A 26,847-nucleotide genomic window follows, 5' to 3' on the forward strand; every position below is an offset into this window, starting at 1 on the left:
ATGCACTGAAAATCTACAGGGCGAAATCGTTGACACAGATACTTTATCATTTGGCACCAATCTCAACCCAAGCTAAAAACAGGCTGTGCCTGGCCAAAGCCATCATCAAGCTCTTGCTCGTCATCTGTTTGATCAAATTAAGAGCAAACGGGTCCACAGCCAATAAAATTGATACAGTCAAGATGGCTAGATATCGATATTGAATGACATTTTGTTGATAGCGAGCCAAGTACAACTCAATCCACAATGAACATGCTTTCAACTGCCTGTGAGCCATGCCATGTCGACCTCTACCACGTTTCATTGCCAACCCGATGTGCAAGTACTTGTTGATGAATTGACTCGATCACCCGCCAAGTTACCAGCCTGGCTTGCCGCAGACTGCGAAGTCCTACATGACAACGAGCCTGTCGCAAGCTTACCCCTAACCCTTGTAGATCAGGTATTAACCACCATACAGATCAAAGCAACCCTGGCACATGGTGACTATCAGACCTTGTTGCTGACAGCACACTATTGTGACGTTACACAACAAACTCACCAATACGACTATCAAGTTCTGCTTCGTTGGCAGCAGAGTCAAATCATCTTTTGGCATACCTATCGTCTTTGCCAACCACATCAGATCAATAACGCACTTTCCTCGGTCAATCATGAAATTGTGGCCAACGGTGAACATTTACCCGTCGTGAAATTGAAAGATGGCACTCCAGTACAAACGGGCACTGTCGCCGCCATGCTGGTCAATGTGGCTCGCTATAACACTGGCGAACGGGGCCAAATGGAGGAGGCTCTGGCTTTATCGGTTCCCACCTTGATCAAGGTGGGTTTGTTTGATTTGTTTTCACCGGCAGAATGGCAAGCTGGTAACAATGCCGGGCGTCGACTGGTTGGGCAACTTGGCGAGGCGTATTTGAATACCCACGGTCAGGGCACTCAGAACACGCCCAGTGCATGACAATGTGGTAGTTCTTGTCCGCTACAGACGTCAATTACATTATCCAGTTTGCCCTAATTCTGATTAAGAGCGACAGGTTGTTTGTCAGTCATGTATGCCATAGATACGTGTGATCAGTGCCAGCGTATCCTCACGCTCAGTAACAGCGGCTTTGCTGAGGGCTTGGGTCGGGGGGTGGATCAGTTTGTTGGTGAGACCTTGTGACAGGGACTCCAAGACCGTACAGGGGTCCTCGCCTTTTTCAAGCAACTTCAACGCTCGCTCAACCTCCTGTCGACGCAGCCGTTCTGCCTTGTCACGCAAAGCACGAATGACAGGCACCACTTCACGTGTGTTGAGCCAAGTCATGAACTCAATCACTTTGCCTTCTATGATGGTTTCCGCTTCACTGACTGCCAACTGACGACGCTCTCGGCCTTCCTGCACCACAACGGCCAAGTCGTCCACGGTGTACAGATAGACATCATCCATCTCGCCAACCTCTGGCTCCACATCACGCGGTACCGCCAAATCCACCATGAAAATCGGTTTGTGTTTGCGCTGTTTGATGGCCCGTTCAACCATTCCCTTACCAAGAATCGGAAGTGTGGAAGCAGTTGAGGTCACGACAATATCGTGCTGGGGCAACACGGCTGGCAACTCGGACAACAACACGGCCTTGGCACCAATGCGGCCAGCCAACGCCTCTCCACGCTCCATAGTCCGGTTGGCTACAGTCATGGACTTAGGATGTTGTGCGGCAAAGTAGGTAGCACAAAGCTCGATCATCTCGCCCGCGCCAATGAACAACACATTGGTGTGGGATACACTGGGAAACAGTCGCTCTGCCAACCGAACACTGGCTGCTGCCATCGATACTGAATTGGCACCGATTTCAGTACGGGTTCGAACTTCCTTCGCAACAGAAAAGGTTCGTTGAAACAGAGTGTTCAGCAGTTGTCCCATCGTACCAGCCTGCTCGGCAACCCGGACAGCATCCTTCATCTGCCCCAGAATCTGTGCTTCACCGAGCACCATGGAATCCAACCCTGATGCAACACGGAAAGCATGACGTACTGCTTCGCTTTCCGGCAAACGGTAAAGATAAGGCTCGACTTTTCCAATGGGTAATTCGTGATAACCTGCCAACCAATCCACGACCACACCGGGATCTTGGGTGTTACAGTAGATTTCGGTTCGATTGCAGGTAGAGACAATCGCGGCTTCCGCCACACGGGGGCGGGCTATCAGGTCACGCAGCGCTTGGGCCACGCTGTCAGCTGGAAATGCCACACGCTCGCGCACAGACAAGGGCGCAGTCTGATGATTAAGGCCGAAAGCGAACAAATGCATGGCGCAACGATGAAACGAGTGGATTATATAGTTTACCCGATGCAGCACATGAATGAGGTGTGTTTTACCAATGTGCTACATTGAGGGCCTCAATCGATACGATTTTGCTTAAAAGTATCCATCGGCATATACCGACCCAACAATATCGCCGACCTGCAATCCGGCAAAAGTCGGAAGACCTCTGACGGACATTCCGACTTATGTCGGAGTCCAATCAGCCATATGGCGGACTACCGTAATGCAGCATTCCGCGTTACCCTTAACACTAACGTAATAGCCACTGGAAGCTGCCATGAAAATCTTGGTGATCGATGACCATCACCTTTTCCGGGAAGGCTTGCGCTACATGCTGCAGAGTCTCGACCAACAGGTGGACGTCACGCAATGCGGGAGCGTTGAGGAAGCGGAAGATCTGGCGGATGAGCGGCAGGATATCGACGTCATACTGCTGGATATGAAGCTGCCAGGTAAGTGCGAGATCGACGCAGTCAATGCAGTGCACAACGCTTTCCCCGATGCCCGCTTGGTTGTGCTGTCAGGCGAAACCTCGCCGGATCTGGTCAATATGGCAATTGGTGCAGGCGCAATGGGTTATATCCCCAAAACGACCAGCCCGGATGTCATGTTGAGTGCACTGCGCCTGATTCTGGCCAACGGCATTTATCTGCCGGCCGATATCTTGTTGGCTGCCCGCGTCAGTCAGCCGATACCGGAAATTATCGACCATGACATTGAACCGCACTTCTCGCTGGATGAGCTATCTGACCGTCAGCGTGAGGTGTTGCGCCTGCTGATTCACGGTGCACCCAACAAGCGCATTGCCACTGAACTAGATATTGGCGAAGCCACCGTCAAGTCACATTTGACTGCGGTCTTCAAGGCACTGGGCGCGCGCAATCGGACAGAAGCTGTTTATGCTGCAGCCCGGGCAGGCATTCGCTTCGAATAAATTATTGTACTTCGACCGGTAGACACCACCAGGCGCTGGCCTGCTACTTGACTTTTGCTATTGATCAGGCCCCGCACATGCGGGGCTTTGTTTTGCACGAGATACTGATGAGTGAAATACCGAATAGCCGCCAGAATTACCTGCTTAGCATCCACGCAATTTCAGGGACGATAACCAAGCTCCCGCTATTGGGTACTGATCAGCCAATTGGACAGCACATCGGCTGGTACGGGCTTCTGGAATACTGGTACTTCTGGCAACGCACTGGTTGGAGTCCAGTTGGCTTCACTTTCACCGGTGATAATGGACGATGGCAAATCTTCGTAAAGCTGTCGCAACGAAATGATGGCATCAAAACCATTGAAGCCATCGGCAAGCCGAAAGTCTGTAATCAGCGCATCAGGGCGGATATCAGTTCCCTGCAATGCCTCTACCGCCGCAGATGCCGATTCATACACCAACGACCGGCAGCCCCACGATTCAAGCAAGCTATGCATGGCAATCCGGCCACGCGAATCGTCTTCGATGACCACCACCGTCATGCCACGCAAACCTTCCGTGGATTCAACCGTAGGCAACGCTTCAGGAATGACCGGCTGTGCTATTCGCCCAAGCGGCATACTCACCGAGATCGTAGTACCTTTACCAGGCTTCGAATCCAACATCAAACGGTGGTCCAGCAGATCACAAAGACGACGCACGATCGACAGGCCAAGCCCAGCGCCCTTTTCCGAATCCCGCGAAGGGTTATGCAATTGGTAGAACTCGTCAAATACAAATGGTTGGTCTTGTTCACGAATACCAATACCAGTATCGCTGATGGATACAATGATTTCGTGCTCTTGACGTTTGACTCTGACAGTCACACCACCGGCAGCTGTGTACTTGATGGCATTGTCGACCAGATTACGCAATACCCGTTCGATCAGGAAGGGGTCCGTCACAGCCACAACATCATCCGCTTCGAGCTTCAGCGACAACTGTTTGGCAGCTGCTTTGGGTTGGTACTCGCTAACGATATTTTCGACCAATGGCTTGACCCGGGTTGCCACCCAGTTGGCTTGTACCGCACCTGCATCAAGCCTGGACAAATCAAGCAACCCGCTAAACAACCGATTAAGCGAATCGGCGGAATGACGGATATGCTGAACAAAGATCTGACGCTGTTCGGTCGACGCCGTATCCAACAGACCAGAGAACAGCACCAATGCATGCAATGGTTGCCGCAAATCATGGCTGGCTGCAGCCAGAAAGCGGGTTTTCATCAAATTGGCCTGTTCGGCCTGCCTTAATGCGGATTCAGCGTTTTGTTTCTCTTGCTCCAAGCGTTTGACCAGTTCCAGATTTTCATAGCGCATCCGCAAACTGGCATCGAATTCATCCTTGATCTGGCGGGAAAATCTCACCAAGGTTGCCAACAGCCCCAACAGTACCACACCAATCGGCAAACCAGATGGCCCCAGACCGAACCAGAATATGGCTGCCGAGACCAGATTGATGGTTGCACCTACAGTAAACGTAGGCGGATGGGTCGACATATTGACCAAGGCAGCCACCGCGTAGACGCACTGGAGAATGGTCACCAGGAAGATGGCCGTGTAATCGGTAGCACCCACACCAATCCACCAGATACCGCTACCAACAATCATTGCATTCAAGGCGACGAAGAGCAGCAGACTGCGTTGTGCAAGCACAATCTCGCGTTCATCACCATGTTCAATTCGATCCAACCAATGACGGCAGGTCCCTGGTACAAACACCCAGACTACTGCCAACGGCACTATCCATGCGCATACACGCCACCAAGGCACCATCGTGGAAAACACCCCGATGATGACTGCACCAGTCAGCACAATCGTTGGACGCATCAGCATGATCTGGCTGGCCCTCAATCGCACCGACTCACGGGCAGCCTCAACTGCAACCCGACCTCGTTGTGCAAGCCGCTGGGCCAGCAGTGCCGGGCTGATCAGCATGCCAAGACCTGATCTCTCGATATGACTAGACATGCCACATCACACATTCATTCGCAGGGGAGACGTCATCATGGCTCGCAATGAGTTTGTCAGTACAAGTATATATGCAATCAATGCCGCTCATCGCCTTGCCTCGCCGGTAGAAAGCTTGTTACAAGCCAAGCGGCCATTGTATTGCGATGTACTGATTGTCGGTAGTGGTTATGGTGGATCATTTGCGGCTATGGAACTGGCTGCTACCGGGCAATCGGTGTGGGTCATGGAGAAAGGACGTGAATATGCCTTGGGGGAATTCCCCGAAACACTGGGCGATTTGCCGGGCCATGTTCAGTATCACCAGCAGGCATCCCGACCTGTGGTTGGCAATCCAGACGCATTGTTTTCATTACAGGTTGGCAAGCATGTGACGGTAGTTACTGGCTGTGGGTTGGGTGGTACGTCGCTGATCAATGCCAGTGTGGCGCTAACGCCGCCTGATCGGGTATTTCAGGATGAACGCTGGCCACGTGCGTTACGTGCAGATCTGACTAATCTAAAAACGTGTTTTGCGGATGCCCACCACTTGCTGGGGACCGTGGAATGGACCGTTGCTGGCCAGACAAGCAAGTATCGCGCGTTACAGCAATTGGCCAAGGCGATTCCAGGTAGTCATTGTCAACCACTCACCCTGGCTATTGCACCTGGCCATCAGGAAAGCACCGCTGGCATGATGCAGGCCAAATGCACTCAATGCGGAAATTGTGTGACCGGCTGCAATGTTGGTGCGAAGAATACGCTGCCGATGAACGTGATTCCGCTGGCTTGCCAGGCTGGTGCCCGCTTTTATACCGGTGCAACCGCACAAACCATTCGCCCGGCAAGGGCAAGTGATCAATATGGTTTAGCAAATGGTGCTCAATGGGTAGTCCAGTTTGCCCGGACGGCGACACTGAAATGCGAGGAAGGTCCCGATGAGTTTGAGATTGTTGCGAAGACCGTGATCCTGGCTGGCGGCAGTCTGGGCAGCACGGAAATCCTGCTGCGATCACAGACTGCCAACACGACTTTTTCCAAACAACTGGGGCGACATTTTTCAGGTAATGGAGATTTCCTCGCATTCGGCTATGCCCAACGCCGTGCTGTCAATGCATTTGGGCACAGTCAGCTGTCTTCTACGCAATTGCAGCAGATTGGCCCGACTGCAGTCGGCATGATCCGCGCAGTTGATCCTGCAATCAGCCCATTAGGGCGATACATCATCGAAGACGGTGCAATCCCTAGTGTACTTGGCCAAATACTGGGCCCTATACTGGCGAACGCGTCGTTGCTGCAGCGGTTCATCAGCGATCAACAACCTGCTTGGTTCGCTCAACACGCCAATGTGGACCCATTGACGGTACATGAGTCGGTATTGGCACATACCCAGGTACTACTGTGTATGGGACAAGACAGCGCCGACGGTGAACTATATCTGGGGCAGCAAGGCATTGATATCGAATGGCCCACCGCGCCGCGACATAGCAGCATCCAACAGTTGCACCACGTTTTGACACAGGCACACCTGAATGGTGGGATGGATGGTGGAGACTATTTGCCCAATCCACAGTGGCGTAATGTACCAGAAGCCTTTGAGCAGATTGTTGGCCAATCCACCACTGGTAGCCTTGTTACTGCCCACCCGCTTGGCGGATGCGCGATGGGCAACAACGCCACGCTAGGTGTGGTGGACCATTTGGGTCGCGTGTTTGATGGCGCCGACCACGCAGGCCTGCAGTTACATCAAGGCCTGTATGTACTGGACAGCGCGATTTTACCCTGCCCGGTCGAGGTCAATCCGTTCATCACTCTGTCTGGCGTGGTACTTCGTGCCGTCCGCATACTGACGGGTCAAACCTATGCAGCCCGCGCCATTCACCCGCCACGCCAACCCTATCGCACATGTATACCTACAGCATCACCCCATGTTCCAGTGCTCCTTTCGTTGCGTGAAACCTTGTTCAACCTCACGCCCATCCTGCTTCCTCCTGACTGGCGGGGCGCAGTACTGGCAGCCCGCACATTTGACCAATTGCAACAACATGCCACAGGGTTGATAGCGCAGATACAGATTGAACTCGATATGCTAGCGTGGCTGGCCAATCCATCCATCGCGCTCCCGGCTACCATCACACTTCATTGTCCAGCTCAAACAAGCACAAGACGAGGCAAAACGGTAGGTGACGGGCCAATCACTGCACCAGCCCTGTTCTCAGGCCACGGGACAGTACGCTTGCTGGCGCTGGATGAACCAATCGATGGCAAACAAGCCAAGGCACGTACTGATCAAGCATTGGCTGCTTTTTTGAAACGGCGCGGGTTACGCGATCTCTTTCTGGCTCCCGGCCAACAGACCATGCGATCACGCTTGCGCAGCTTTCTGCGCATCGCCCGTATCCACAGTCAATGGCGACGAATGGACTATCGATTCACTTTGCTGCCCATCCAGGCTGGGCATGGCAGCCCGCTGATGTTTTCTGGCTTCAAACAGTTAGCCTATCAATCACAAGCCAAAAACCCTTGGACCTCATTACAACAACTGCAAGTGACTTTAACCGCACCGGGAATCACAGGACAGGTCTCGATCAGCTTACAAGTGGATGTGTTAAGGATGCTGCGTCAACATGCGCTCCAGGTCACAGCAGCACGTAATACACCGGTTGCAATGTCAGCTTTGTTGCAGGCTAGCCATCTGTTGATGCGAATAATGTTCGCCACCCATTTTTGGACATTCAGAGGATTACGCTACCGTGCGCTCCGATCAAGCCATCCCGCTCGTATCCAGTCGTTACTATTACGCAATGGACAACACATCGATCCCGTTCGCCATACCTTGCATGTGCCCCGACAAGCTGGCGATGACACCTCACTACCGCTTTCACTGACATGTTATCTACCCGCTTCACGCCATCCCTTACACCCCCCCATTTTGCTGACCCATGGCCTGGCCCATGGTGGCGAAATTTTCACAACCCATCATAGCCCCTGCGCCATGGCAGCGTGGTTTGCAGAACAAGGACGCGTAGTTTGGGTATTTGATCATCGCTATTCGAACCGGACAATGGGAGTGGGGCAATTGGCAGGCTCGCTTGATGAGCTGGCACAATTTGATCTCCCAGCTGCAGTCCGTTTTGTATATGAGCAACACGAAAGCCAACCAATTGACCTGTTTGCCCATTGTATTGGCGCGGCTGGCGTGACCATGGCTGTCCTCAATGGGAGGATATGGGATACATGCAAACAACAATCCATGATTGGCAAATTGGCACTACATGCGGTTCCACCCTGGCCACAACCTTCCACAGGCAATCGCATCATGGCGGCGTTGTTACAGTATGTGGATGAGTTGCTAGGGGCATGGACCTTACAGGCTAGCCCGGGCAGACACCCCGAACAACTGGATCAATGGATCGATCGTTTGGCTGAGTCACTACCATTACCCGATAGCGAGCAACGCCCAAACCGTCCAACTAGCGGCGATGCATTGACCGGCTATGCAACTGCGAATCGGATGGCATTGTTCTATGGCCATCAATGGCGTCAATCCAATCTGACCCCCGCACTACTGACCGCACTACCGCGCATGATGGGGCCGTTGCATCTCGACGTGATCCGTCACATGTTGCAAATTACCGAACGAGGCATGCTGCTTGATCGGTTTGGCAATCCTTGTTACTTACAGACTCCGCGCTTTGCCGAGTATTGGACATTCCCCACGTTACTGGTACATGGCCTGGATAACCAAGTATTCGATGCGCAGGCCAGCATACACAGTGCGCTTGCACTACATCGAATACTGCCGAAAGGACGATCGGTACAGCTGCTTGCCATTCCGCAAGTGGGGCATCTGGATTTGGTATTTGGCAAACATGCGGCGCAGCCCTATCAACCCCATCTCTCGGGTAGTGGCGTATTTCCAGCGTTACAGCAATTCTTCGACGGACAACCACTGTCCATCCCACTGCGCCGCTTAGCTTGGCAACAATTGAAACAGCATGGTAAACAAACGCCACCGCTGGAGCACGTGACCGGCCCGAGCTTTCACTATCGAATTCATGCGGGACGCCAGCTTGAACTGATTAGTTGCATTGAGCAGACCACACTGGCAGCAACCCCACCTATCCCACCTCGCTTGCGTGGTGCTCAGCACAATGGACGTGTCTATGACTACACAGCAGCTTGGGCGCCAACTGTCATACTGCCTGGACAATACTGGCTACTGACTACGCGTGTAGACCCGCTACATCCACCAGTCTCCTTGCAAATTGGTTTACGGCGACGCAAATTGCCAAGGCACCCAGCAGGTAACAAGTCTGACCAATGGGTACAGATCCCATTGCATGGTATGCCCTGGTTCACTCGCTTGATTGGTTATCTGCAAGGCAAACCTCCACGACAATGGCGAATCCTAGCAGCTTCATGCCGATGGCCAGGAACCCCGTTTGAGCGCGAGGCAGTAGACCGGATCTTCGCCGCCATGCTGCAGTTAGCACAACAAGCGCCCGGTGTAGATGGCCTGTGGCTGTTAGGCGACCAGATCTATGCCAACGCAGGGGCAGACGTGCTTCGCTACCGAGAACACAGTGACCGTTACGCTCGGCGCTACCGGGAAGCCTTTGGAGATGGCCAATTGGGCCTGGAGCAATTGGCCTCCCCTCACTTTGCCGCCCTACTGCGTAGCATCCCAACCTGGATGGTGATTGATGATCATGAATTGGAGGACAACTGGCCCGGTCGAGACAAAGGCCAACCGTTCAATGTTCAGGAACGACAGGCAATGGCGGCTGTACTGGCATATCAGCATCGCCAGCTTGGTTGTGAAATCGGGCCACCACCACCACTGGAACAAGTGCGTTATTGGCACGCATTTGAAGTGTGTGGGCTGCCAGCTTTTGCAATCGACACGCGTAGTGAACGTGAGCGCCGACACCGCACCACCTGGCCACGAGCCCGATTACTGGGACAAACACAGTTTCACGCATTGACCACTTGGCTAGAGGAACAACAACGTATCGCTCCTGATCGACCCAAGCTGATTTTGTCCGGTAGCGTATTTGGGTTTCCGCGCCGCCACGAAGTTGATTTTCCGGCAACCTGCGTGGATGCAGACCACTGGCAGGGTTACCCGCGTACTTGGCGGGCCTTGGTTCGCTTCATCGTAAGCCGACAAATCACTCATGTCATATTTGTTTGCGGTGATCTCCATGCCGCAGCTGTAGCCAACCTGACCTTACGTTTTGGTCGCCATTCTCCGGTTCGGGCACACACTGTTGTGTTGTCCGGGTTAAATGCCACACTGCCGTTCGCCAATGCCCGTCAGCATCAATTCATGTTAGATATGCCGGTCAGACTCCCCATGAGTAATCAAACCGTCAGTGTCGATAGTACCTTGCATTGGCTGACAGATGCATATAGACAGTTTGGTTGCATTGATGTTTGCCAGGATACAAGAGGTTGGCAAGTCACCATCTCCATACGCGACCCAATGGGTGTCAAACTGGCTGAAACGCGTTTGTATGATCGGGTTGCTCAAGCGCTAGCCGGGCAGCTTACAAGCGATGTGCCCGTATCAGCGTAGCACTTTGCCTGTCCGCAAATCGATGATAGTGGAAGGTTTTTTGCGACGGCCAGTCTGGCCTGCAACCACATGCACGCGCTTACCGAACGCTCGATGGCATGCACGTGCAGACTTCAATGACACCTGACCTGCCAAATTTGCGCTAGTCGATACCAAGGCCGTGCCAAGTGCCCGACAAACCCCTGCCGCCCCGGGGTGGGCTGTCACTCGAACTGCAATGGTACCGTGACGACCGGTCAACAGTCGATGGGCACGCCTTGAAGCACGCATGATGAAGGTATAAGGGCCAGGCCAAAAACGATCCAGTAAAGCCCGTTCAGCAGCCGTAGGCGATTGAACGAATGGGGCCAGCTGCTCGAAGCTGGCTGCAATCATGATCAATCCCTTATGGGCAGGCCTGCGTTTGAGTCGAATCACACGCTGCACTGCCCGCCATTGCCGCGGGTCACATCCCAGGCCATAACAGGATTCCGTTGCATAGGCGATCACGCCGCCTTGCCTGATTTGCCGGCGCATGGCCGGTAACTCGCCAGCACGTGGTTGGCGCATACAAAACTGATGTTTCAATTTCATCAACGAACAACAACGGCACTTAGTGCCAATTTATCCTTCAAGCGACCGACTGCTTCACGCGCCTGCTGCTCACTGGCAAATGGTCCGATCTGCAACCGGAACATCCCTTCCTTCGAAACGATGTTCACCTTACTATCGTCCGCTTCCTGCCAACCAGTCAGCACTTTTGAGCGCATGGACTCAGCATTGGTCTTGTTTCGAAACACCCCCACCTGTAGAAACACATTGGTGGCCTCGGCTACTTCGCCGGAGACCATGGTCTCCTCGGTCTGGGGAGGTAAAGTCTCGGACAGAATCGGCCCCGTGTCATTCAATACAGCGACGACCGTTTCCGCTTGCTCTGCGACAACTCTAGCACCAGGCCCACGTGGCAATTCGCCACGGCTGGCCAATTCGGTAATCTGATCTGGTGTAATGGCCTCAACCTCGACCTTGGCATGCCCCTTACCGGCATAGCCCAATCGATGCGCCGCCGCATAGGATAAATCCATCAGGCGGCCTTTGTGAAATGGTCCCCTATCATTCACCCTGACCACCACCGATTTGCCATTCTCCAGATTGGTCACCCGCGCATAACTTGGGATAGGCAATGTCGGGTGCGCAGCACTCAAGCCCAACATGTCATACAACTCGCCAGAGCTGGTTCGCTTGCCATGGAACTTACGCCCATACCAAGATGCAGTACCTTGCGCCTTGTAAGTCTTATGCTCTTTCGCTGGCACGTACTCTTCACCAAATCGACTGTAAGGCCGGTTTGCATATTTATGCAACGGCTCGTCTTTGGGCTTTGGCTCCGGGATCTTGTCCAGATCCACATTGATACTATCTGGCGGGCCATCATCCTTGTAATAGGCGCCACCATTCTTGCCGGGTTTGACCGGTTGAGTCGAAGTAGTCGGCGGTAACTTAAATGGGTCGTTCGGCATGGATACCGCGACCGGGGGTTGATTGCCTTGACGTTGCTGTGGGCCACTGAGGCTTGTACAGGCTTGAATCAAAGCAGCAGCCAAACAGATCAGGACATAGCCTGCCCAATGTTCAACTGGTGTGCGTTTCAACTTGGCAAAAAAAGTCCGAGCAATCACGCGAATCCTCCGTTCGTCAAAATACTGCTGGTTGGCGAATTAGTTGGACGGTGGTGTCCGGGTCAACGAGCGGTGCAGGACGCTGCACCTTGACCGTAAATAAAGGCACCGTAGAAAATACGCTACGTAGCCCTGATAAAGCAGTTTTTCAGCTTAGCCGAAAAACCGTAAGAGAATCATAGAGATTAATAACGAGCAGGATTGTTTCACAAACGCGCAAATACGGCAAGTGTTTGATTTTATGTGAATGTCTAAATAGCAGTGAAAGCCTGATGGCACCTAGCTTTGCAGCAATTTTCGATGCGAATGGATACTCATCAGGATGCCAAAGCCTAGACTTAGCGTGACTAAAGCGGTACCGCCATAACTGATCATGGGCAACGGCACACCCACAACAGGCAGAATTCCCGACACCATACCCATGTTCACAAACGCATATGTGAAGAAGCTGAGTGCAATCGCACCAGCCAATAGTCGGCCAAACAGATTGGCTGCACTCGCAGAAATGTATAGCCCCCGGCCAATAATGGCCAGATAAAGTACCAGCAACAAACAGTTGCCAATCAAGCCGAATTCTTCGGCAAATACTGCAAAAATGAAGTCCGTTGTCCGTTCAGGAATGAAATCCAGGTGGGTCTGCGTTCCTGCCAGCCAACCTTTACCAAACACGCCACCCGAACCAATGGCAATTGTTCCCTGAATAGTGTGATAACCATCTCCTAGTGGATCGGCCATTGGGTCCAGCATGGTAGCCACACGTCGACACTGGTAATCGTGAAACACCTGGATGCAGATATCCCAATGCGTCACGAAGTAGATCGCTCCGCTACCCGCCAGTACCAACCCCAGCACCACATACCAGGATAAACCTGCAAGAAACAGGATATAGAAGCTCGCCGCCCCTACCAGAATGGCTGTGCCCAGATCCGGTTGCTTGAGGATCAGCGCTACGGGCAACAGCATCATCATGCCAGCAACAGCAAAATCCTTCATACGCAAAGCAGCTTCCTGCCGGTCAAAATACCAAGCTAACATCATCGGCAAGGCAATCTTCATGATTTCAGAAGGTTGAATGCGTGTAACACCAATGTGAAGCCAGCGGCGGGCGCCATTGACCACATCACCAGCCAGCGCCACTCCGATCAGTAATACCAATCCGACCAGATACAACGGGGGGGCGAACAGCATCATTCGCTGTGGGGATACATTAGCAGCCACCCACATCACAACGACCGCAACCGACATGTTGATCAGTTGTGCCATGATCTTGTCGAAGCTTTGATTGGACGCCGAATACAGGGCCACCAGATTGACTGAAATCAGAATCGTGCCCAGCACCAGTAATGGGCCATCCAGATGCCTGACCAATAATTGCCAGAACTGACGAACGTCGAGTTTCATAATGAGGTTCTCAGTCACCTTCCACCGCAGTTTCAGCCGCTGGCTCGGTCGATTTCTTACCAGCCAGATAAAAATCCAGAACCTGTCGCGCGATTGGGGCGGCAGCTTGCGCACCAAAACCGCCATTTTCCACCAGCACGGCCAACGCAATCTTAGGTTGGTCTGCAGGTGCAAACACCATGTACCAAGCATGGTCGCGCAGATGCTCCTTGGTAGCTGACGCGACGTATTTGGCACCCTTCAGGCTGAATACCTGAGCGGTACCGGTTTTACCGGCTGCGACATAGGCTGCCCCACGAAAAACCGTGGCACCCGTTCCCTCTGTATTCACCCCCACCATACCGCGCTTTACCAGATCGATATTGGACTGTTTCAATGGGATGGTGGACACAGGCTTGGGTTCAATCGCCACCCGTTGCTCACTTACACTATTTTCGATGAAACGAACAATATGCGGTTTGAAAACCACACCATCGTTGGCCAGGATTGCAGTGGCCTGCGCCAATTGCATCGGGGTGTAGTTGTTGTAACCTTGTCCAATCGAGACACTGACGGTTTCACCCAACAACCACTTCTGCTGTTCCTTCTTGCGGAAGCGCTTGGCTTTCCATTCCCGCGAAGGTAGTACGCCAATTTTTTCACCTTCGATATCAATCCCGGTTTTTTGACCAAAACTGAACTGCTTCATGAACTGCGCAATATTGTCGATACCCAGATCATTAGCCAACATGTAGTAATAGGTGTCACAGGACACCACGATCGATTTGTAGAGGTCAACATAACCATGGCCACCCGCTTTGTCATCACGGAACCGGTGATTACCTAACACAAAGTAACCGGGGTCAAGAAATGCTTGATGTGGCGTACGCTTGTTATATTCCAGCGCCGCCAATGCCATGAACGGCTTGAAAGTGGAGCCTGGTGGGTAGGTTCCCTGCAGTGCACGGTTGTTCAACGGTCGGTCGGGTGATTCGTTCAACTCTTTCCAGGATTGCGGATCGATTCCATCTACAAACAGGTTCGGGTCATAACCAGGTTGAGATACCAATGCCAATACCCCGCCTGTGGCCGGTTCAATCGCTACCAATGCACCGCGCCGCTTCCCAAATGCCTTTTCGGCAACCTTTTGAAGCTCGATATCGATCGATAACACCAGATTGTTGCCTGCAATGGGTGCTTTGGTACGCAGAGTACGCACCGCCCGGTTGGCAGCATCTGTTTCAACCTCGGCATAGCCGGTAATGCCATGTAGCTCACGCTCATAACTTTGCTCGACCCCAGCCTTGCCAATGTGATCAGTACCCTTGTAATCCTTTTCTTCGTCGCGTTCCTTAATCCGCTGCATATCTGCGGTGTTGATACGACCGATATAACCAAGAAAATGTGACCCTACCTCACCTTGCGGGTACTGACGGAACAAACGGGCATTGATTTCGACGCCGGGAAAACGCCAGCGATTGGCCGCAAATTTGGCAACCTCCTCATCACTCAACCGCACCTTGATTGGCAAGCTAGCGAAGTTTTTGTTTTCTTCCTGAAGCTTTTTGAAACGCTTACGATCTTTGGGCGTGATTTCGACCAGACTGGAGAGTGCGTCAATCGTCGCATCCAGATCTTTTACCTTGCTAGGAGTAATTTCGAGTGTGTATGCCGAATAGTTGTTTGCCAGTATGACACCATTGCGATCCATGATCAGGCCGCGAGTGGGTGGCACCGGCAGAATCGAGATACGGTTGGATTCCGCCAGTGTCCGATAGTGTTCGTGCTGCAACACTTGTAACCAGACGAATCGCACTACCAAGCCGCCAAAAGCAATCAACACCACCAGCACCGCCATCAACAGGCGGAACTGGAATCGATTCCGCTCGCGGGCGCTATCCCTAAGTACCGCTGGACGATTCATAACGCTCTTTGACAGCCCGACGCTGTGGCAACTGCAATCCGGTAACACACAACGGCCACAACAGGGCACCGGTGATACTGGACAGGAAGTAACCCAAGCCAATGAAACTGGCTCCACCCACCATGCGCAACACCACCATCATCACCTGCGCCAGTAATATCAAACTGAACACATGAGCTGCCTGCTGCCACACGTTTTGCATGGACAGGCGTCGTGAGAACTGCACTGACAAGTAGCAAATGACAATGTAGGCCAAGGCATGCTGACCAAACACGTTGGCATCTGCGATATCCATGACTAGGCCAAAAATGAAAGCAAAGCTTAGCCCAATCTTGCGTGGCTGGTGAGAACACCAATAGATCAGCAACAACAGCACAAAATCAGGCTGCAGGGTAACGGTCTTGTTACTCCACGGAATGAAATTGAGTGTAAAGGCAATGATGAAGGTAAATGTGATCCAACCATTGCTGACGGGCCGTAGAATCTGCCTTGGCGTCATTGAGATGGGCATTACTGCTCCCCCTTTCGCTGCTTCTTGCCCTTAGGCTCTGGCGGTGTTTCTGGCAGCGGCGGAAGCTCACGCTTTTCCTTCATAATCAATAAATAACGATGTTTATCGACATTACCAGCAGGACGACAAATGATTCGGGCAAAGTTGGATGCCCCCGTCTTGTCGACCGTCAGCACCACGGCAACCGGCAATCCTGGTGGATAGGTACCATCAATGCCGGAGGTAACCAATACATCGCCAGCACGGATATCGGCATTCAACGGCATGAACCTCACTTCCAGCTCCGAGGCGTGGCCCGTACCAAACACAATCGAACGTAACCCATTACGCTGCACCTGAACCGGTACTGGCTGTCCCTTCTCGGTCAGCAAGGTTACTTCACTGACCAACTCGTGGACTCGCGTCACCTGGCCCAATACACCCGCATCATCAATCACCGGTTGCCCCAGCAGTACCGCATCACGTGAACCACGGTTGACAATTACTTTGCGGGTAAAGGGATCACGGCCAGCATAAAGGATTTCTGCAAACATGGTCTGCCCAGACAACTGATTGGCAGTGCCTAGCAAACCTCTCAGCCGGTCGTTCTCTGACTGCAACTCACGCATGCGCAGCAGTTGGGCATTGGCTTCAAGCTGCTGATTATGCAAACGTTCATTTTCAGACCGCAAACGGGCCTGATCAGACAGGAAATCGGATACCCGGTGTGCGGCAGTGATTGGCGTAGTTGCCACTACCTGCAACGGGTAAAGGACGACAGAGACTTTTTCCCGTACCACATCCAATACACGGTAACGGCTATCAATGACCAATAAAGCCAGTGACAACAAGCCATAAATGACCAGTTTGGTCTTAGGGCTGATACCCCGGATGAAGAACGGTGGTGCTTGATGCTCCATAACCGCCCGCGTGCGCCCCTACGTGTCGATTGCAGCTAAAGACAAGGCCCGCTCGGTCTCGCGACAGGCGGGCTTTGGAGTGATTGTATGACGTCTGGCGCTTAGTCGTTGGTGAAAATGCTACCGACAGTATCCATTTTTTCCAATGCCTTGCCAGAGCCTCGCACCACGCAGGTCAGCGGGTCGTCGGCCACAATGACCGGCAAACCGGTTTCTTCCATCAACAAACGGTCCAGATCGCGCAACAGTGCACCACCACCGGTCAGCACCATACCCTTCTCGGCGATGTCCGCACCCAATTCCGGGGGAGTCTGCTCCAGTGCTTGCTTCACCGCAGAAACAATCTGGTTCAATGGTTCGGTCAAGGCTTCCAAAATTTCGTTGGACGAGATCGTAAACGAACGCGGGATACCTTCTGCAAGGTTACGGCCTTTCACTTCCATTTCACGTACTTCGGCGCCAGGAAAGGCAGAACCGATACGTTTCTTGATCTCTTCCGCCGTAGTTTCACCGATCAGCATGCCGTAGTTACGGCGGATGTAGTTGATGATCGATTCATCAAACTTGTCACCCCCCACGCGGACCGAGCTGGCGTACACGATACCTCCTAGCGAGATCACACCCACTTCGGTTGTACCACCACCGATATCCACCACCATCGAACCGGTTGGCTCCTCCACTGGCAGGCCAGCACCCATTGCGGCAGCCATTGGCTCCTCAATCAACGCCACCTTACGGGCGCCAGCGCCGAGTGCAGATTCCTTAATCGCACGGCGTTCTACCTGAGTTGAACCGCAGGGAACACAGATGACGATACGGGGGCTGGGGGAGAACAACTTGGAGGGGCTGACTTTACGAATAAACTGTTTGAGCATCTGCTCAGTGATCGTGAAGTCAGCAATCACGCCATCCTTCATTGGGCGGATCGCGGAGATGGAGCCGGGTGTACGACCCAGCATCTTCTTCGCTTCCAAGCCAACGGCCAGGATGTGTTTTTTGGCGTTGGGGCCGCCTTCTTGCAAGATCGACACTACGGACGGCTCATCGAGCACAATGCCTTTACCCAGCACATAGATCAGGGTGTTGGCCGTACCGAGGTCAATCGCCAAATCATTCGAGAAGTAACCGCTAAAAGAACGCAACATGACAAAATTCCGAGATTAACTGGTCGCAATCAAAGCCTGCGGGCGTTGCATATGACGCCCCGAGGCGACATTCGGTTCAACGGCCGAGAAAAATTCCTGTTTTCCGTAACTTGAGACCAGCCACACCATGATATGCACCGTTATCGGTGTCGGAACGAGCGAGCGGCTCGTGGTATGGCGGCACTTGGGTCTAGCAAGCGGTGTATGATACCTTAGCACCAGTGAACAATTAAAGCTGTATTGAGAGGAATTTATGTCGCTTTCGCTCGACGATGTGAAGCGCATCGCCAATTTGTCGCGACTGGACGTCAGCGAGGCCGAGGCAGAACAAGTCCTGGCCAAGCTTAACGGCATTTTTGGACTGATCGAAGAGATGCGCGCGGTGGATACCACAGGTGTGGCGCCAATGAGTCACGCCCAGGATGTCTACCTGCGTTTGCGTGAGGATGCCGTGACCGAAACCGATCGCCGCGACGCGTTCCAGGCAGTTGCGCCCCAAGTGGAAGCCGGTCTATACCTGGTACCCAAGGTAATCGAATAAGCCATCTCACCCTAATCTGACATGGTATGTCTCCGTCGCGAATATATCCGCAGCGGACTTGAGGGTGACTTTGACGAAGAACACAGCATGATTGAATCCAGCCTAAAGCAACTTTCAACGGCCTTACAGACCAAGCAGATTTCAAGTGTCGAACTGACACAGCTGTTTTTGGATCGCATCGCCGCATTGAACCCGGCACTGAATGCCTACATTACCGTCGATCCAGCCAAATCGCTGGCGATGGCTGCTGCTGCAGATGCCCGCCTTGCTACAGGGAATGCCGCACCATTGACCGGTATTCCAATCGCACACAAGGACATCTTCTGCACCGAAGGTTGGCTGACTACCGCCGGCTCAAAGATTCTGTCCAATTTTGTATCGCCCTATAACGCCCATGTGATTGAACAATTCAACACTGCTGGCGGCGTGATTCTGGGCAAATTGAATATGGACGAGTTCGCCATGGGCTCATCCAACGAGAACAGCCACTATGGCCCGGTAAAAAACCCTTGGGATCACAAAGCGGTTCCTGGTGGTAGCTCTGGCGGTTCCGCCGCCGCAGTCGCTGCCCGGTTGACGCCTGCTGCCACCGCCACCGATACAGGCGGCTCCATCCGCCAACCAGCTGGATTCTGTGGCGTTACCGGCATCAAGCCGACTTACGGCAATGTATCCCGCTACGGCATGATCGCCTATGCATCCAGCCTGGACCAAGGCGGCCCAATTGCCAAAACAGCTGAAGACTGCGCGCTGATGTTGAATGTCATGGCCGGCTTTGACATGCGCGACTCAACCAGCCTAGATCGCGCCAAGGAAGATTACACCCGTGAATTAGGGCAACCTTTGACCGGCTTGAAGATCGGCCTGCCGAAGGAATACTTTGGCGACGGTTTATCCAGCGATGTAGCTGCCGCTATTGAAACAGCCGTGGCCGAATACAAGAAGTTGGGTGCAGAGGTTGTTGAAGTCAGCTTGCCACGCAGCCGTCTGGCCATTGCATCGTATTACGTGATTGCACCTGCCGAAGCCTCAAGCAACTTGTCGCGTTTCGACGGCGTTCGTTATGGGCATCGTGCAGCGGAATATGGCGACCTCAACGACATGTACAAGAAATCCCGTGCAGAGGGATTCGGTACTGAGGTGAAACGCCGCATCCTGACCGGCACCTACGTACTGTCGCATGGTTACTACGACGCCTACTACATCAAAGCCCAACAACTACGCCGTCTGATCGCCAATGACTTCCAAGAAGCACTGAAGTACTGCGATGTCATCATGGGCCCGGTTGCACCGACGGTCGCGTGGAATCTGGGTGAGAAAGCCGATGACCCGGTCGCGATGTACCTGGCAGATATCTACACCCTGGCAATCAACCTGGCAGGCTTGCCTGGCATGAGTGTCCCAGTTGGTTTTGGCGCACAAGGTCGTCCGGTTGGGCTACAAATCATCGGCAACTATTTCGCCGAAGCGAAGATTCTGAATGTCGCTCATCAGTATCAACAAGTAACCGACTGGCACTTGAAAGCCCCTGCGCTGTAATGCCGGATTAGCAAGGATTGACCATGACACTGCATACTTGGCTTGCCTTCTTTGTCGCCTGCTGGCTGATCAGCCTGTCACCCGGTGCAGGCGCCATCAAGTCGATGAGCACAGGCATGCGTTATGGTTACCGCAAGGGTTTGTACAACATCGTTGGCTTGCAACTGGGCGTAGTGTTTTTGGTCGCCATTGTGGCAGCCGGGCTGGGCGCCGTATTGGCAGCCAGTTCCATGGCATTCACCGTCATCAAATGGGTTGGTGTGGCTTACCTGATCTGGCTGGGTATTCAACAATGGCGTGCTGAAGCCAAGCCGATGGAATTTGAAACTGACCACGGTGCGTCGCCACGGCAATTGATACTGGAAGGGTTTCTGGTCAATGCCAGCAACCCTAAAGGCATCATCTTCATGTTGGCGGTGTTGCCACAGTTTATCGACCCGCATGCCCCGCAGTTACAGCAGTATGTTATTTGCGCGGCCAGTCTGGTGTTTACCGATCTGGTCGTGATGAGCGGCTATACCTTGTTGGCCTCCAAAGTATTGAGCGCGTTGCGTGAACCGCACCATGTGACTTGGCTGAACCGTACCTTCGGCAGTTTGTTTGTCGGTGCTGGTGTGCTGTTGGCCACCTTCAAACGTAGCGCATAACCAATTGAACCGGAATTGAGAACACAACCATGAAGTGGGAAGTCGTCATCGGTCTGGAAGTCCATACCCAGCTCTCGACCCAATCCAAAATTTTCTCGGGCAGCTCGACTGCCTTTGGCGCCGAACCCAACCGTCAGGCCAGTGCGGTAGACATCGCCTTGCCAGGCGTATTGCCAGTGCTGAACCGTAGTGCCGTGGAGCGAGCCATTCAGTTTGGTTTGGCCATTGGCGCCAAGATCAATCAGAAGTCGATCTTCGCCCGTAAGAATTACTTCTACCCTGACCTGCCCAAAGGCTATCAAATCAGCCAATTTGAGCTGCCAGTTGTAGAAGGCGGTTCGCTGACCATTCAGGTAGGCGAACAGGAAAAAACCATCAACCTGACCCGCGCGCATTTGGAAGAAGATGCTGGTAAAAGCCTGCACGAAGACTTCCACGGTATGTCAGGCATCGATTTGAACCGTGCCGGCACACCCTTGCTGGAAATTGTCTCCGAGCCGGAAATGCGTTCCGCCGCCGAGGCCGTAGCCTACGCCAAGCAACTGCACAGCTTGGTAACTTGGCTGGGTATTTGTGATGGCAATATGCAGGAAGGCAGCTTCCGTGTAGATGCCAACGTATCGGTTCGCCCTGAAGGCCAGAAAGAGTTTGGCACTCGCCGCGAGATCAAGAACCTGAACAGCTTCAAGTTCCTGCAACAGGCGATTGAATACGAAGTTCAATGGCAGATCAACGAGATTGAAGACGGCCGCAAGATCGTGCAAGCCACCGTGCTGTTTGACCCCGCCACCGGCAAGACCCGCATGATGCGGACCAAGGAAGATGCACACGATTACCGCTACTTCCCAGATCCCGATCTGCTGCCGTTGTATATCGACGATGCCTGGATCGAACGCATCAAAGCTGCGTTACCTGAATTGCCTGCGGCCATGAAACAACGGTTCATGGCGCAATTTGGCTTGCCTGCTTATGACGCCACCACATTGACTGCAACCAAAACCATGGCTGCCTTCTTTGAAGCAACCGTAGCCGCCGGTGCAGACGCCAAACTGGCTGCCAACTGGTTGATGGGCGAAGTTTCCGCCACCCTAAACCGCGAAGAAAAGGAACTGGCCGACTGCCCGCTGACACCTACCATGCTGGCCGGGCTGATCAAGCGCATCAGCGACAACACGATCTCCAATAAGATTGCGAAAGACGTGTTCGCCGCAATGTGGGCTGGCGAAGGCGATGCCGATGCCATCATCGATGCCAAAGGTTTGAAGCAAGTTACCGACACTGGCGCCATCGAAGCCATCATCGATGAAGTATTGGCAGCTAATGCCAATATGGTGGCCGAATACAAATCCGGCAAGGACAAAGCCTTCAATGCATTGGTTGGCCAAGTCATGAAAGCCAGCAAGGGCAAGGCCAACCCAGCTCAAGTCAATGAATTGATGAAGAAGAAACTGGGTTAAGTGGTTTCTGACTGAGTCAGTCGCAAAAAACGCCAGGTTCCGGCGTTTTTTGTTTGGTGCGCCTTACATCGTCGCGTTTAATTCAAACTCACTTCTGACAAGACTCAGCGACTTGGTTTTGGATAAGCTGGTAAGCGAAACCTGTATAAAGCTACGGGCAGTTTAGGGAATAACGTCACATAGGTTTTGTTTGTAACGGAGAACCTGTTCAAGACCTGTCATAAGCAGCACATGCCATCGGCCTCAGAGCGAAAAACATTGTGCAAGTTCAACATCTAGTGAATACCGTGTCAGAGCCAATATCCGCAACAATCACGCATAATATGCTTGCACATGATGTGCCTCCAACACTGACAAATCAGTTAAGGCTTTAAGCAGTCCAATTCCAACCACACCACCATAGATGTGAAGATCACCAAGATAGATTACTTTCACATGATGGCATTGCTTACCCGTTAATTGTAGTTGGCCGGATCGATTGTTAACGAGTCCTTATGCTGTTTAGCTCGTGAGGAGGTCGATTTGTCTGTCGATACGGTGGTGGGCAAAGAGATGGTTTGATTGAACTTCGCAGATTTCAAGGCTGCCTCCAGCACCACCATGACCGCCAGCGCTTGTTCAGGCGGGACCGGATTGGCACCGCCTTGCTGAATGGAATCGGCAATACCTTGGTAATAGTGGCGATAATCACCGGAGGGAACGGGTAGTAACTCGACGGCACCGCTTTCACCCAGATACAGGGTGCCATGCAGTGGATCTAAGCCCCAGTCCATACAACCGGGTTGCTGACCATCCCGCAGACTATCCTCCTGAGTATCCAGGCCGAATTTGGTCCAACTGGCCAAGGTGCCGTGTGCCGCGAAGCGTGGCATGCCACCCGCGACCAAAACCGATGCCTGGAGTACGATTTGCCTGCGGCCATAGTCCAGCACCACATGAACCCAGTCAGTAGCGACAGCCCCCGGCCTTAATTTGGCCAGTCTGGCGGTGACGCTTTGTGGCATACCGAACAGTTGTAATGCCTGATCGATCAAATGCGGCCCCAGGTCGTACCACAGGCCACCACCGGGCTGATCCTGTTCCCGCCAGCGGTGACGTACCTCCGGGCGGAAGCGATTGAAATTGGATTCCAGGTGAACCACGTTCCCTAATCGCCCACTTGTGATCACTGCCTGCAAGGCGAGAAAATCGCTGTCCCAGCGCCGATTATGAAACACGGACAACAGACGATGACGGAATCTGGCTTCAGCCAGCAGGGCTTCAGCTTCAGCAACCGTGAGGGTAAACGGTTTGTCGATCACCACGTGCTTGTTGGCTTGCAATGCCTGCATGGCCAACGATGCATGGGAATCGTTCGGGCTGGCAATTACCACCAAGTCGATGTCTGGATGGTTAAGCGTAGCCAATGGTGAGCTATCCACCACCACCAATGGGTAGTCGGCCAAGACTTTTGCAGGTTGGCTGGATGCAACCCTGGACAACGTCATGGCTGAAATCGACTGAATCAACGGCGCATGGAAGGTTTTACCCGCAAAGCCATACCCAATCAGGCCAACACGTAATGGATTGGATATCATCGTCAGGCAGCCTCGACAGTGGTCAGGTGGAGTGTGGAAGGGAACGACTGCCAAGCAGGTGCCCGGTCACAATACAACCGTTGGAAGTTGGTCAGATCCGCAACAGCATGAGGTTCAACCCGGTCAAACTTCATATGATCCAGCACCAGCCATTGCTCTGCACTGCTGCGAATCAGTTCTCGCTTAACTTCTGCATCGGCTTGATCGGTTGCAGTAACGCCACATCGAGGATGGAGAGCGCAAGCACCGAGAATGGCAATATCCGCGCGAAAATTGCGGATGGTTTCGATGGCAGATTGCCCATGAAACAACCGTTGCCGCGGATCCCACAAACCACCCGTCAAGATGAGGGTGATATCCGGTTTGATGGACAATACGTTGGCAATATCCAGCGAATGGGTCAGCACCGCGGCGGGCCCCGTCAGTGCCTGAGCCACCGCCAGCACCGTAGTTCCTGCATCCAGCATCAGGCGGCTACCCGGCGGAATCTGTTCAGCAACCGCTCGCCCCAGTGCAGTTTTGACCTCAGGAACCAATTGCTGACGTGCTTCACGGCTCATGGCTGGCACGTCCAACAACACTGCACCGCCATGTGTTTTCAATAGCAGACCTTGCTTGGCCAACTGCTGTAAATCCCGACGGATGGTGTCATCAGATACTTCAAGCCAACGCGCCAGGTCACCCACACTTACCCGGCCTTCATCGGTCAATCGTTGCAGGATCACCTGCTGTCGTTCTGCTGTAAACATCTGGCCATGATGCGGCATTGATCGAAATTTTGCAAATATTTGCGGCTTTATGTATAGAAAACCGCAAATATGTACAAATAGACGCACATATCAGCATATGGAGTCAGCTTGATTATGCTAGGTATGAAGGTTGTTGAAATGAAGAATGAAACAGTAGTGGACAGGTTTTGCCGCAGGTGTCGGCAAATTTGATGAGCACGTCAAGCACGCCCATCATGCATTGACATACGGGGGCAACGATGCATGCATCACATGCATCGCGATTGGTGTTACAACATCATGCAGATAAGGTTAATAGCGAATATGCAAGACACGGTATAAGGCTGCCAATGTCCAGGCGGGGCCAATCAGCAGAAACTGCAGGTCTTTGAAGAAGGAAGGCTTCTTGCCTTCTATCTGGTGCCCGACAAACTGCCCAATCCAGGCCAGGACAAACACGATAATGGATAGCCACAGAATGTTCATTCCCGCCAATTCCAGCACACCCAGCAATGCCAACATAGCACAACACATGATTGCCATGCCCAACGCCATGATCCACGATAACCACAGGTAAAACAGCAGCCCCAGCAAGAATGCGAACGTTGCCACATTGCCATACCCTACTCCACCGATCAGGATGGAATGACGCATGACATCAGGCACCGGAATGCTCCACAGTAAACCGAACACAGTAAAAACAATGGTTGGCACACAGATTTTATGAATCAGGATGTTGACTGGGTTTTGGTGGCTTTCGCCATAACTGGCAAGCCATTCGTTCAGCGTCATGGTGTGTCTCCTTGAGTATCCGGGCGTTAACGCCTCTTTCCATGCAGTTGTATGGTCATTATCAAACACTTGGTATGATCATTGACCTGACAAGCTGCCTGTTTTAACTATAGCGTCACTTGCTCACATCAACACCTCATGCCCACTACACCAACCATCACAGTTGCGATCAGCTGGATTCACAGCATCGTGGATGCCGCGGCAGTTCATGGCATGACGTTGGAGCAGCTTTGCCAAGCGGCGAACCTACCCCTCGCATTGTTCCAACAATCACCGGGACGCCTGCCAATCGATCAGGTCGTCGGCAAATGGCAGGCAGCAGCAACGCTAAGCCATGACCCATTGTTCGGCCTGCACATGGGCGAACAGATCAAGCCTGCCAGTTTCATTATCGTAGCGTTTACCTTGCTATCTACCGCCACGCTCCGTGACACCATTCGGCACATGCAGCGCTACCAGCGCCTGATCAGTGACGCGGCCCACTTGCAGTTGATGGAATCCGACCCATGCAATTGGCTGGTCTACCATCTGTCAGGAAATAATAGTTGCCTTACATAACTAAAATAAAACCTTTACGTGTGCTCTGTCAGGGCTATGTTGAAGTAGCACTCTGACGGAGTAATGTCATAGCAAAACGCCGCTATTTCTTGGGAGCGCCGGCTTTCAGCAGCAAGGCGGTGTAACACTTCCAGCTTGAACTCACACGTGTAATGTCGAATTTGGCGGCAAGGATTTTGTATCCTCCCTTGCCAGAAAGATACTCCCGGACCACCTTCCGTTTGAATTTAACGTCGAATGTCTTCATGAAACCTCCCAGGTTGTCTCCAACTACTGGAGGACAGTTCAAACCCAAGAGCGATGCAGTAACAGCATGCTGTTCAACGTCTTGGATGATTAGCAGGCAATCAACAGTATCGCTGGTTCCGATTTGTAGCTGTTCATGCGCTTCGAATCGCATTTCGGCCCGGCCTATGGGGGACCTGCTGACGGCATTACCGACATCAGCACACTTCATCCAGCAAAACTATCTAAGCAGGAGGTATTTACGGATAGCTTGAATTACGAGCCAGATCCACTTAGTTAAAATTATGATTTTGACATGTAGAAATAGAACATGTCCGTGCCCACCAGGGCGGGATCGAACTTTCATTTGGCATGGAAGTTAGGCTCGCGATGAATCGCCGAGTTGGGGAAAGCGCCCAAAACCCCCAGCTGATTTATGCTAAAAGCGTACTTTCACT

At 52.8% G+C, this 26,847-nt stretch carries 22 protein-coding genes; 8 read left to right on the forward strand and 14 right to left on the reverse strand.

The features are described 5' to 3' along the window. Nucleotides 1–46 precede the first annotated feature (46 nt). The gene (locus FFS57_RS02480; protein ID WP_137936171.1) at nucleotides 47–229 is read right to left on the reverse strand and encodes a hypothetical protein; all 183 of its coding nucleotides are present in this window, start codon (nucleotides 227–229) and stop codon (nucleotides 47–49) included. Between the two features lie 357 nt (nucleotides 230–586). On the opposite strand from FFS57_RS02480, the gene FFS57_RS02485 reads away from it, so the two are divergent. Further along, nucleotides 587–958: a DUF7709 family protein gene (locus FFS57_RS02485; protein ID WP_137936201.1), complete on the forward strand. Its 372-nt coding sequence runs from the start codon at nucleotides 587–589 to the stop codon at nucleotides 956–958. A gap of 84 nt (nucleotides 959–1,042) precedes the next feature. On the opposite strand, the gene hemA is transcribed toward FFS57_RS02485, so the two are convergent. Next, the gene (gene hemA / locus FFS57_RS02490; RefSeq protein ID WP_137936172.1) at nucleotides 1,043–2,290 is read right to left on the reverse strand and encodes a glutamyl-tRNA reductase; all 1,248 of its coding nucleotides are present in this window, start codon (nucleotides 2,288–2,290) and stop codon (nucleotides 1,043–1,045) included. Nucleotides 2,291–2,582: 292 nt separating this feature from the next. Between hemA and FFS57_RS02495 the strand changes: the two genes are divergently transcribed. Then, complete coding sequence (locus tag FFS57_RS02495) at nucleotides 2,583–3,239, forward strand: response regulator (protein ID WP_137936173.1); 657 nt, start codon at nucleotides 2,583–2,585, stop codon at nucleotides 3,237–3,239. 185 nt (nucleotides 3,240–3,424) lie between these two features. On the opposite strand, the gene FFS57_RS02500 is transcribed toward FFS57_RS02495, so the two are convergent. Then, on the reverse strand, nucleotides 3,425–5,248 hold the full coding sequence (locus tag FFS57_RS02500) for an ATP-binding response regulator (protein ID WP_137936174.1): 1,824 nt from the start codon (nucleotides 5,246–5,248) through the stop codon (nucleotides 3,425–3,427). Nucleotides 5,249–5,285: 37 nt separating this feature from the next. Here FFS57_RS02500 and FFS57_RS02505 point away from each other — a divergent pair, with 37 nt between their 5' ends. Further along, nucleotides 5,286–10,808 carry an alpha/beta fold hydrolase gene (locus FFS57_RS02505; protein ID WP_171013520.1) on the forward strand — a complete coding sequence of 1,841 codons (5,523 nt, stop codon included), beginning with the start codon at nucleotides 5,286–5,288 and terminating at the stop codon, nucleotides 10,806–10,808. On the opposite strand, the gene tsaC is transcribed toward FFS57_RS02505, so the two are convergent. From tsaC to FFS57_RS02540, 7 genes are all read right to left on the reverse strand, one after another. After that, a complete protein-coding gene (tsaC, locus tag FFS57_RS02510) occupies nucleotides 10,800–11,357 on the reverse strand; it encodes an L-threonylcarbamoyladenylate synthase type 1 TsaC (RefSeq protein WP_171013522.1) in 558 nt (185 codons plus the stop codon). The genes FFS57_RS02505 and tsaC overlap by 9 nt on opposite strands. 23 nt (nucleotides 11,358–11,380) lie before the next feature. Further along, nucleotides 11,381–12,466 carry a septal ring lytic transglycosylase RlpA family protein gene (locus tag FFS57_RS02515; protein ID WP_249383851.1) on the reverse strand — a complete coding sequence of 362 codons (1,086 nt, stop codon included), beginning with the start codon at nucleotides 12,464–12,466 and terminating at the stop codon, nucleotides 11,381–11,383. A 279-nt stretch (nucleotides 12,467–12,745) separates the two neighbouring features. Then, nucleotides 12,746–13,867, reverse strand: a complete 1,122-nt coding sequence (gene rodA, locus FFS57_RS02520; protein WP_137936176.1) for a rod shape-determining protein RodA — start codon at nucleotides 13,865–13,867, stop codon at nucleotides 12,746–12,748. 10 nt (nucleotides 13,868–13,877) lie between these two features. After that, the gene (gene mrdA / locus FFS57_RS02525; protein ID WP_137936177.1) at nucleotides 13,878–15,770 is read right to left on the reverse strand and encodes a penicillin-binding protein 2; all 1,893 of its coding nucleotides are present in this window, start codon (nucleotides 15,768–15,770) and stop codon (nucleotides 13,878–13,880) included. Beyond that, on the reverse strand, nucleotides 15,748–16,281 hold the full coding sequence (gene mreD, locus FFS57_RS02530; protein ID WP_137936178.1) for a rod shape-determining protein MreD: 534 nt from the start codon (nucleotides 16,279–16,281) through the stop codon (nucleotides 15,748–15,750). Before mreD ends, mrdA begins: the two co-directional genes overlap by 23 nt. Further along, the gene (gene mreC / locus FFS57_RS02535; protein WP_137936179.1) at nucleotides 16,281–17,180 is read right to left on the reverse strand and encodes a rod shape-determining protein MreC; all 900 of its coding nucleotides are present in this window, start codon (nucleotides 17,178–17,180) and stop codon (nucleotides 16,281–16,283) included. Before mreC ends, mreD begins: the two co-directional genes overlap by 1 nt. A 101-nt stretch (nucleotides 17,181–17,281) precedes the next feature. Continuing rightward, a complete protein-coding gene (locus tag FFS57_RS02540; RefSeq protein ID WP_137936180.1) occupies nucleotides 17,282–18,325 on the reverse strand; it encodes a rod shape-determining protein in 1,044 nt (347 codons plus the stop codon). Between the two features lie 253 nt (nucleotides 18,326–18,578). On the opposite strand from FFS57_RS02540, the gene gatC reads away from it, so the two are divergent. From gatC to gatB, 4 genes are all read left to right on the forward strand, one after another. After that, entirely contained in the window at nucleotides 18,579–18,866 is a 288-nt protein-coding gene (gatC, locus tag FFS57_RS02545; protein ID WP_137936181.1) for an Asp-tRNA(Asn)/Glu-tRNA(Gln) amidotransferase subunit GatC, read from the forward strand. An 87-nt stretch (nucleotides 18,867–18,953) separates the two neighbouring features. Beyond that, nucleotides 18,954–20,405: an Asp-tRNA(Asn)/Glu-tRNA(Gln) amidotransferase subunit GatA gene (gatA, locus tag FFS57_RS02550; protein WP_137936182.1), complete on the forward strand. Its 1,452-nt coding sequence runs from the start codon at nucleotides 18,954–18,956 to the stop codon at nucleotides 20,403–20,405. Nucleotides 20,406–20,428: 23 nt separating this feature from the next. Then, the gene (gene rhtB / locus FFS57_RS02555; RefSeq protein ID WP_137936183.1) at nucleotides 20,429–21,052 is read left to right on the forward strand and encodes a homoserine/homoserine lactone efflux protein; all 624 of its coding nucleotides are present in this window, start codon (nucleotides 20,429–20,431) and stop codon (nucleotides 21,050–21,052) included. Between the two features lie 14 nt (nucleotides 21,053–21,066). Continuing rightward, nucleotides 21,067–22,509, forward strand: coding sequence for an Asp-tRNA(Asn)/Glu-tRNA(Gln) amidotransferase subunit GatB (gatB, locus tag FFS57_RS02560; RefSeq protein WP_502705893.1), 1,443 nt, complete (start codon nucleotides 21,067–21,069; stop codon nucleotides 22,507–22,509). A 455-nt stretch (nucleotides 22,510–22,964) separates the two neighbouring features. Here gatB and FFS57_RS02565 read toward each other — a convergent pair whose 3' ends face one another. From FFS57_RS02565 to FFS57_RS02575, 3 genes are all read right to left on the reverse strand, one after another. Beyond that, the gene (locus FFS57_RS02565) at nucleotides 22,965–24,086 is read right to left on the reverse strand and encodes an oxidoreductase (RefSeq protein WP_349306712.1); all 1,122 of its coding nucleotides are present in this window, start codon (nucleotides 24,084–24,086) and stop codon (nucleotides 22,965–22,967) included. A gap of 2 nt (nucleotides 24,087–24,088) precedes the next feature. Then, the gene (locus tag FFS57_RS02570; RefSeq protein ID WP_137936185.1) at nucleotides 24,089–24,835 is read right to left on the reverse strand and encodes a DeoR/GlpR family DNA-binding transcription regulator; all 747 of its coding nucleotides are present in this window, start codon (nucleotides 24,833–24,835) and stop codon (nucleotides 24,089–24,091) included. A 291-nt stretch (nucleotides 24,836–25,126) separates the two neighbouring features. Further along, the gene (locus FFS57_RS02575) at nucleotides 25,127–25,606 is read right to left on the reverse strand and encodes an Mpo1 family 2-hydroxy fatty acid dioxygenase (protein ID WP_137936186.1); all 480 of its coding nucleotides are present in this window, start codon (nucleotides 25,604–25,606) and stop codon (nucleotides 25,127–25,129) included. A gap of 138 nt (nucleotides 25,607–25,744) precedes the next feature. Here FFS57_RS02575 and FFS57_RS02580 point away from each other — a divergent pair, with 138 nt between their 5' ends. After that, complete coding sequence (locus FFS57_RS02580; RefSeq protein WP_137936187.1) at nucleotides 25,745–26,164, forward strand: AraC family transcriptional regulator ligand-binding domain-containing protein; 420 nt, start codon at nucleotides 25,745–25,747, stop codon at nucleotides 26,162–26,164. Nucleotides 26,165–26,246: 82 nt separating this feature from the next. Here the strand turns inward: FFS57_RS02580 and FFS57_RS02585 are convergent, their stop codons facing one another. After that, complete coding sequence (locus tag FFS57_RS02585) at nucleotides 26,247–26,411, reverse strand: transposase (protein ID WP_137936188.1); 165 nt, start codon at nucleotides 26,409–26,411, stop codon at nucleotides 26,247–26,249. Nucleotides 26,412–26,847: the final 436 nt, after the last annotated feature.

The sequence above is a fragment of the Chitinivorax sp. B genome (assembly GCF_005503445.1).
In the GTDB taxonomy this organism is placed as follows: domain Bacteria; phylum Pseudomonadota; class Gammaproteobacteria; order Burkholderiales; family SCOH01; genus Chitinivorax.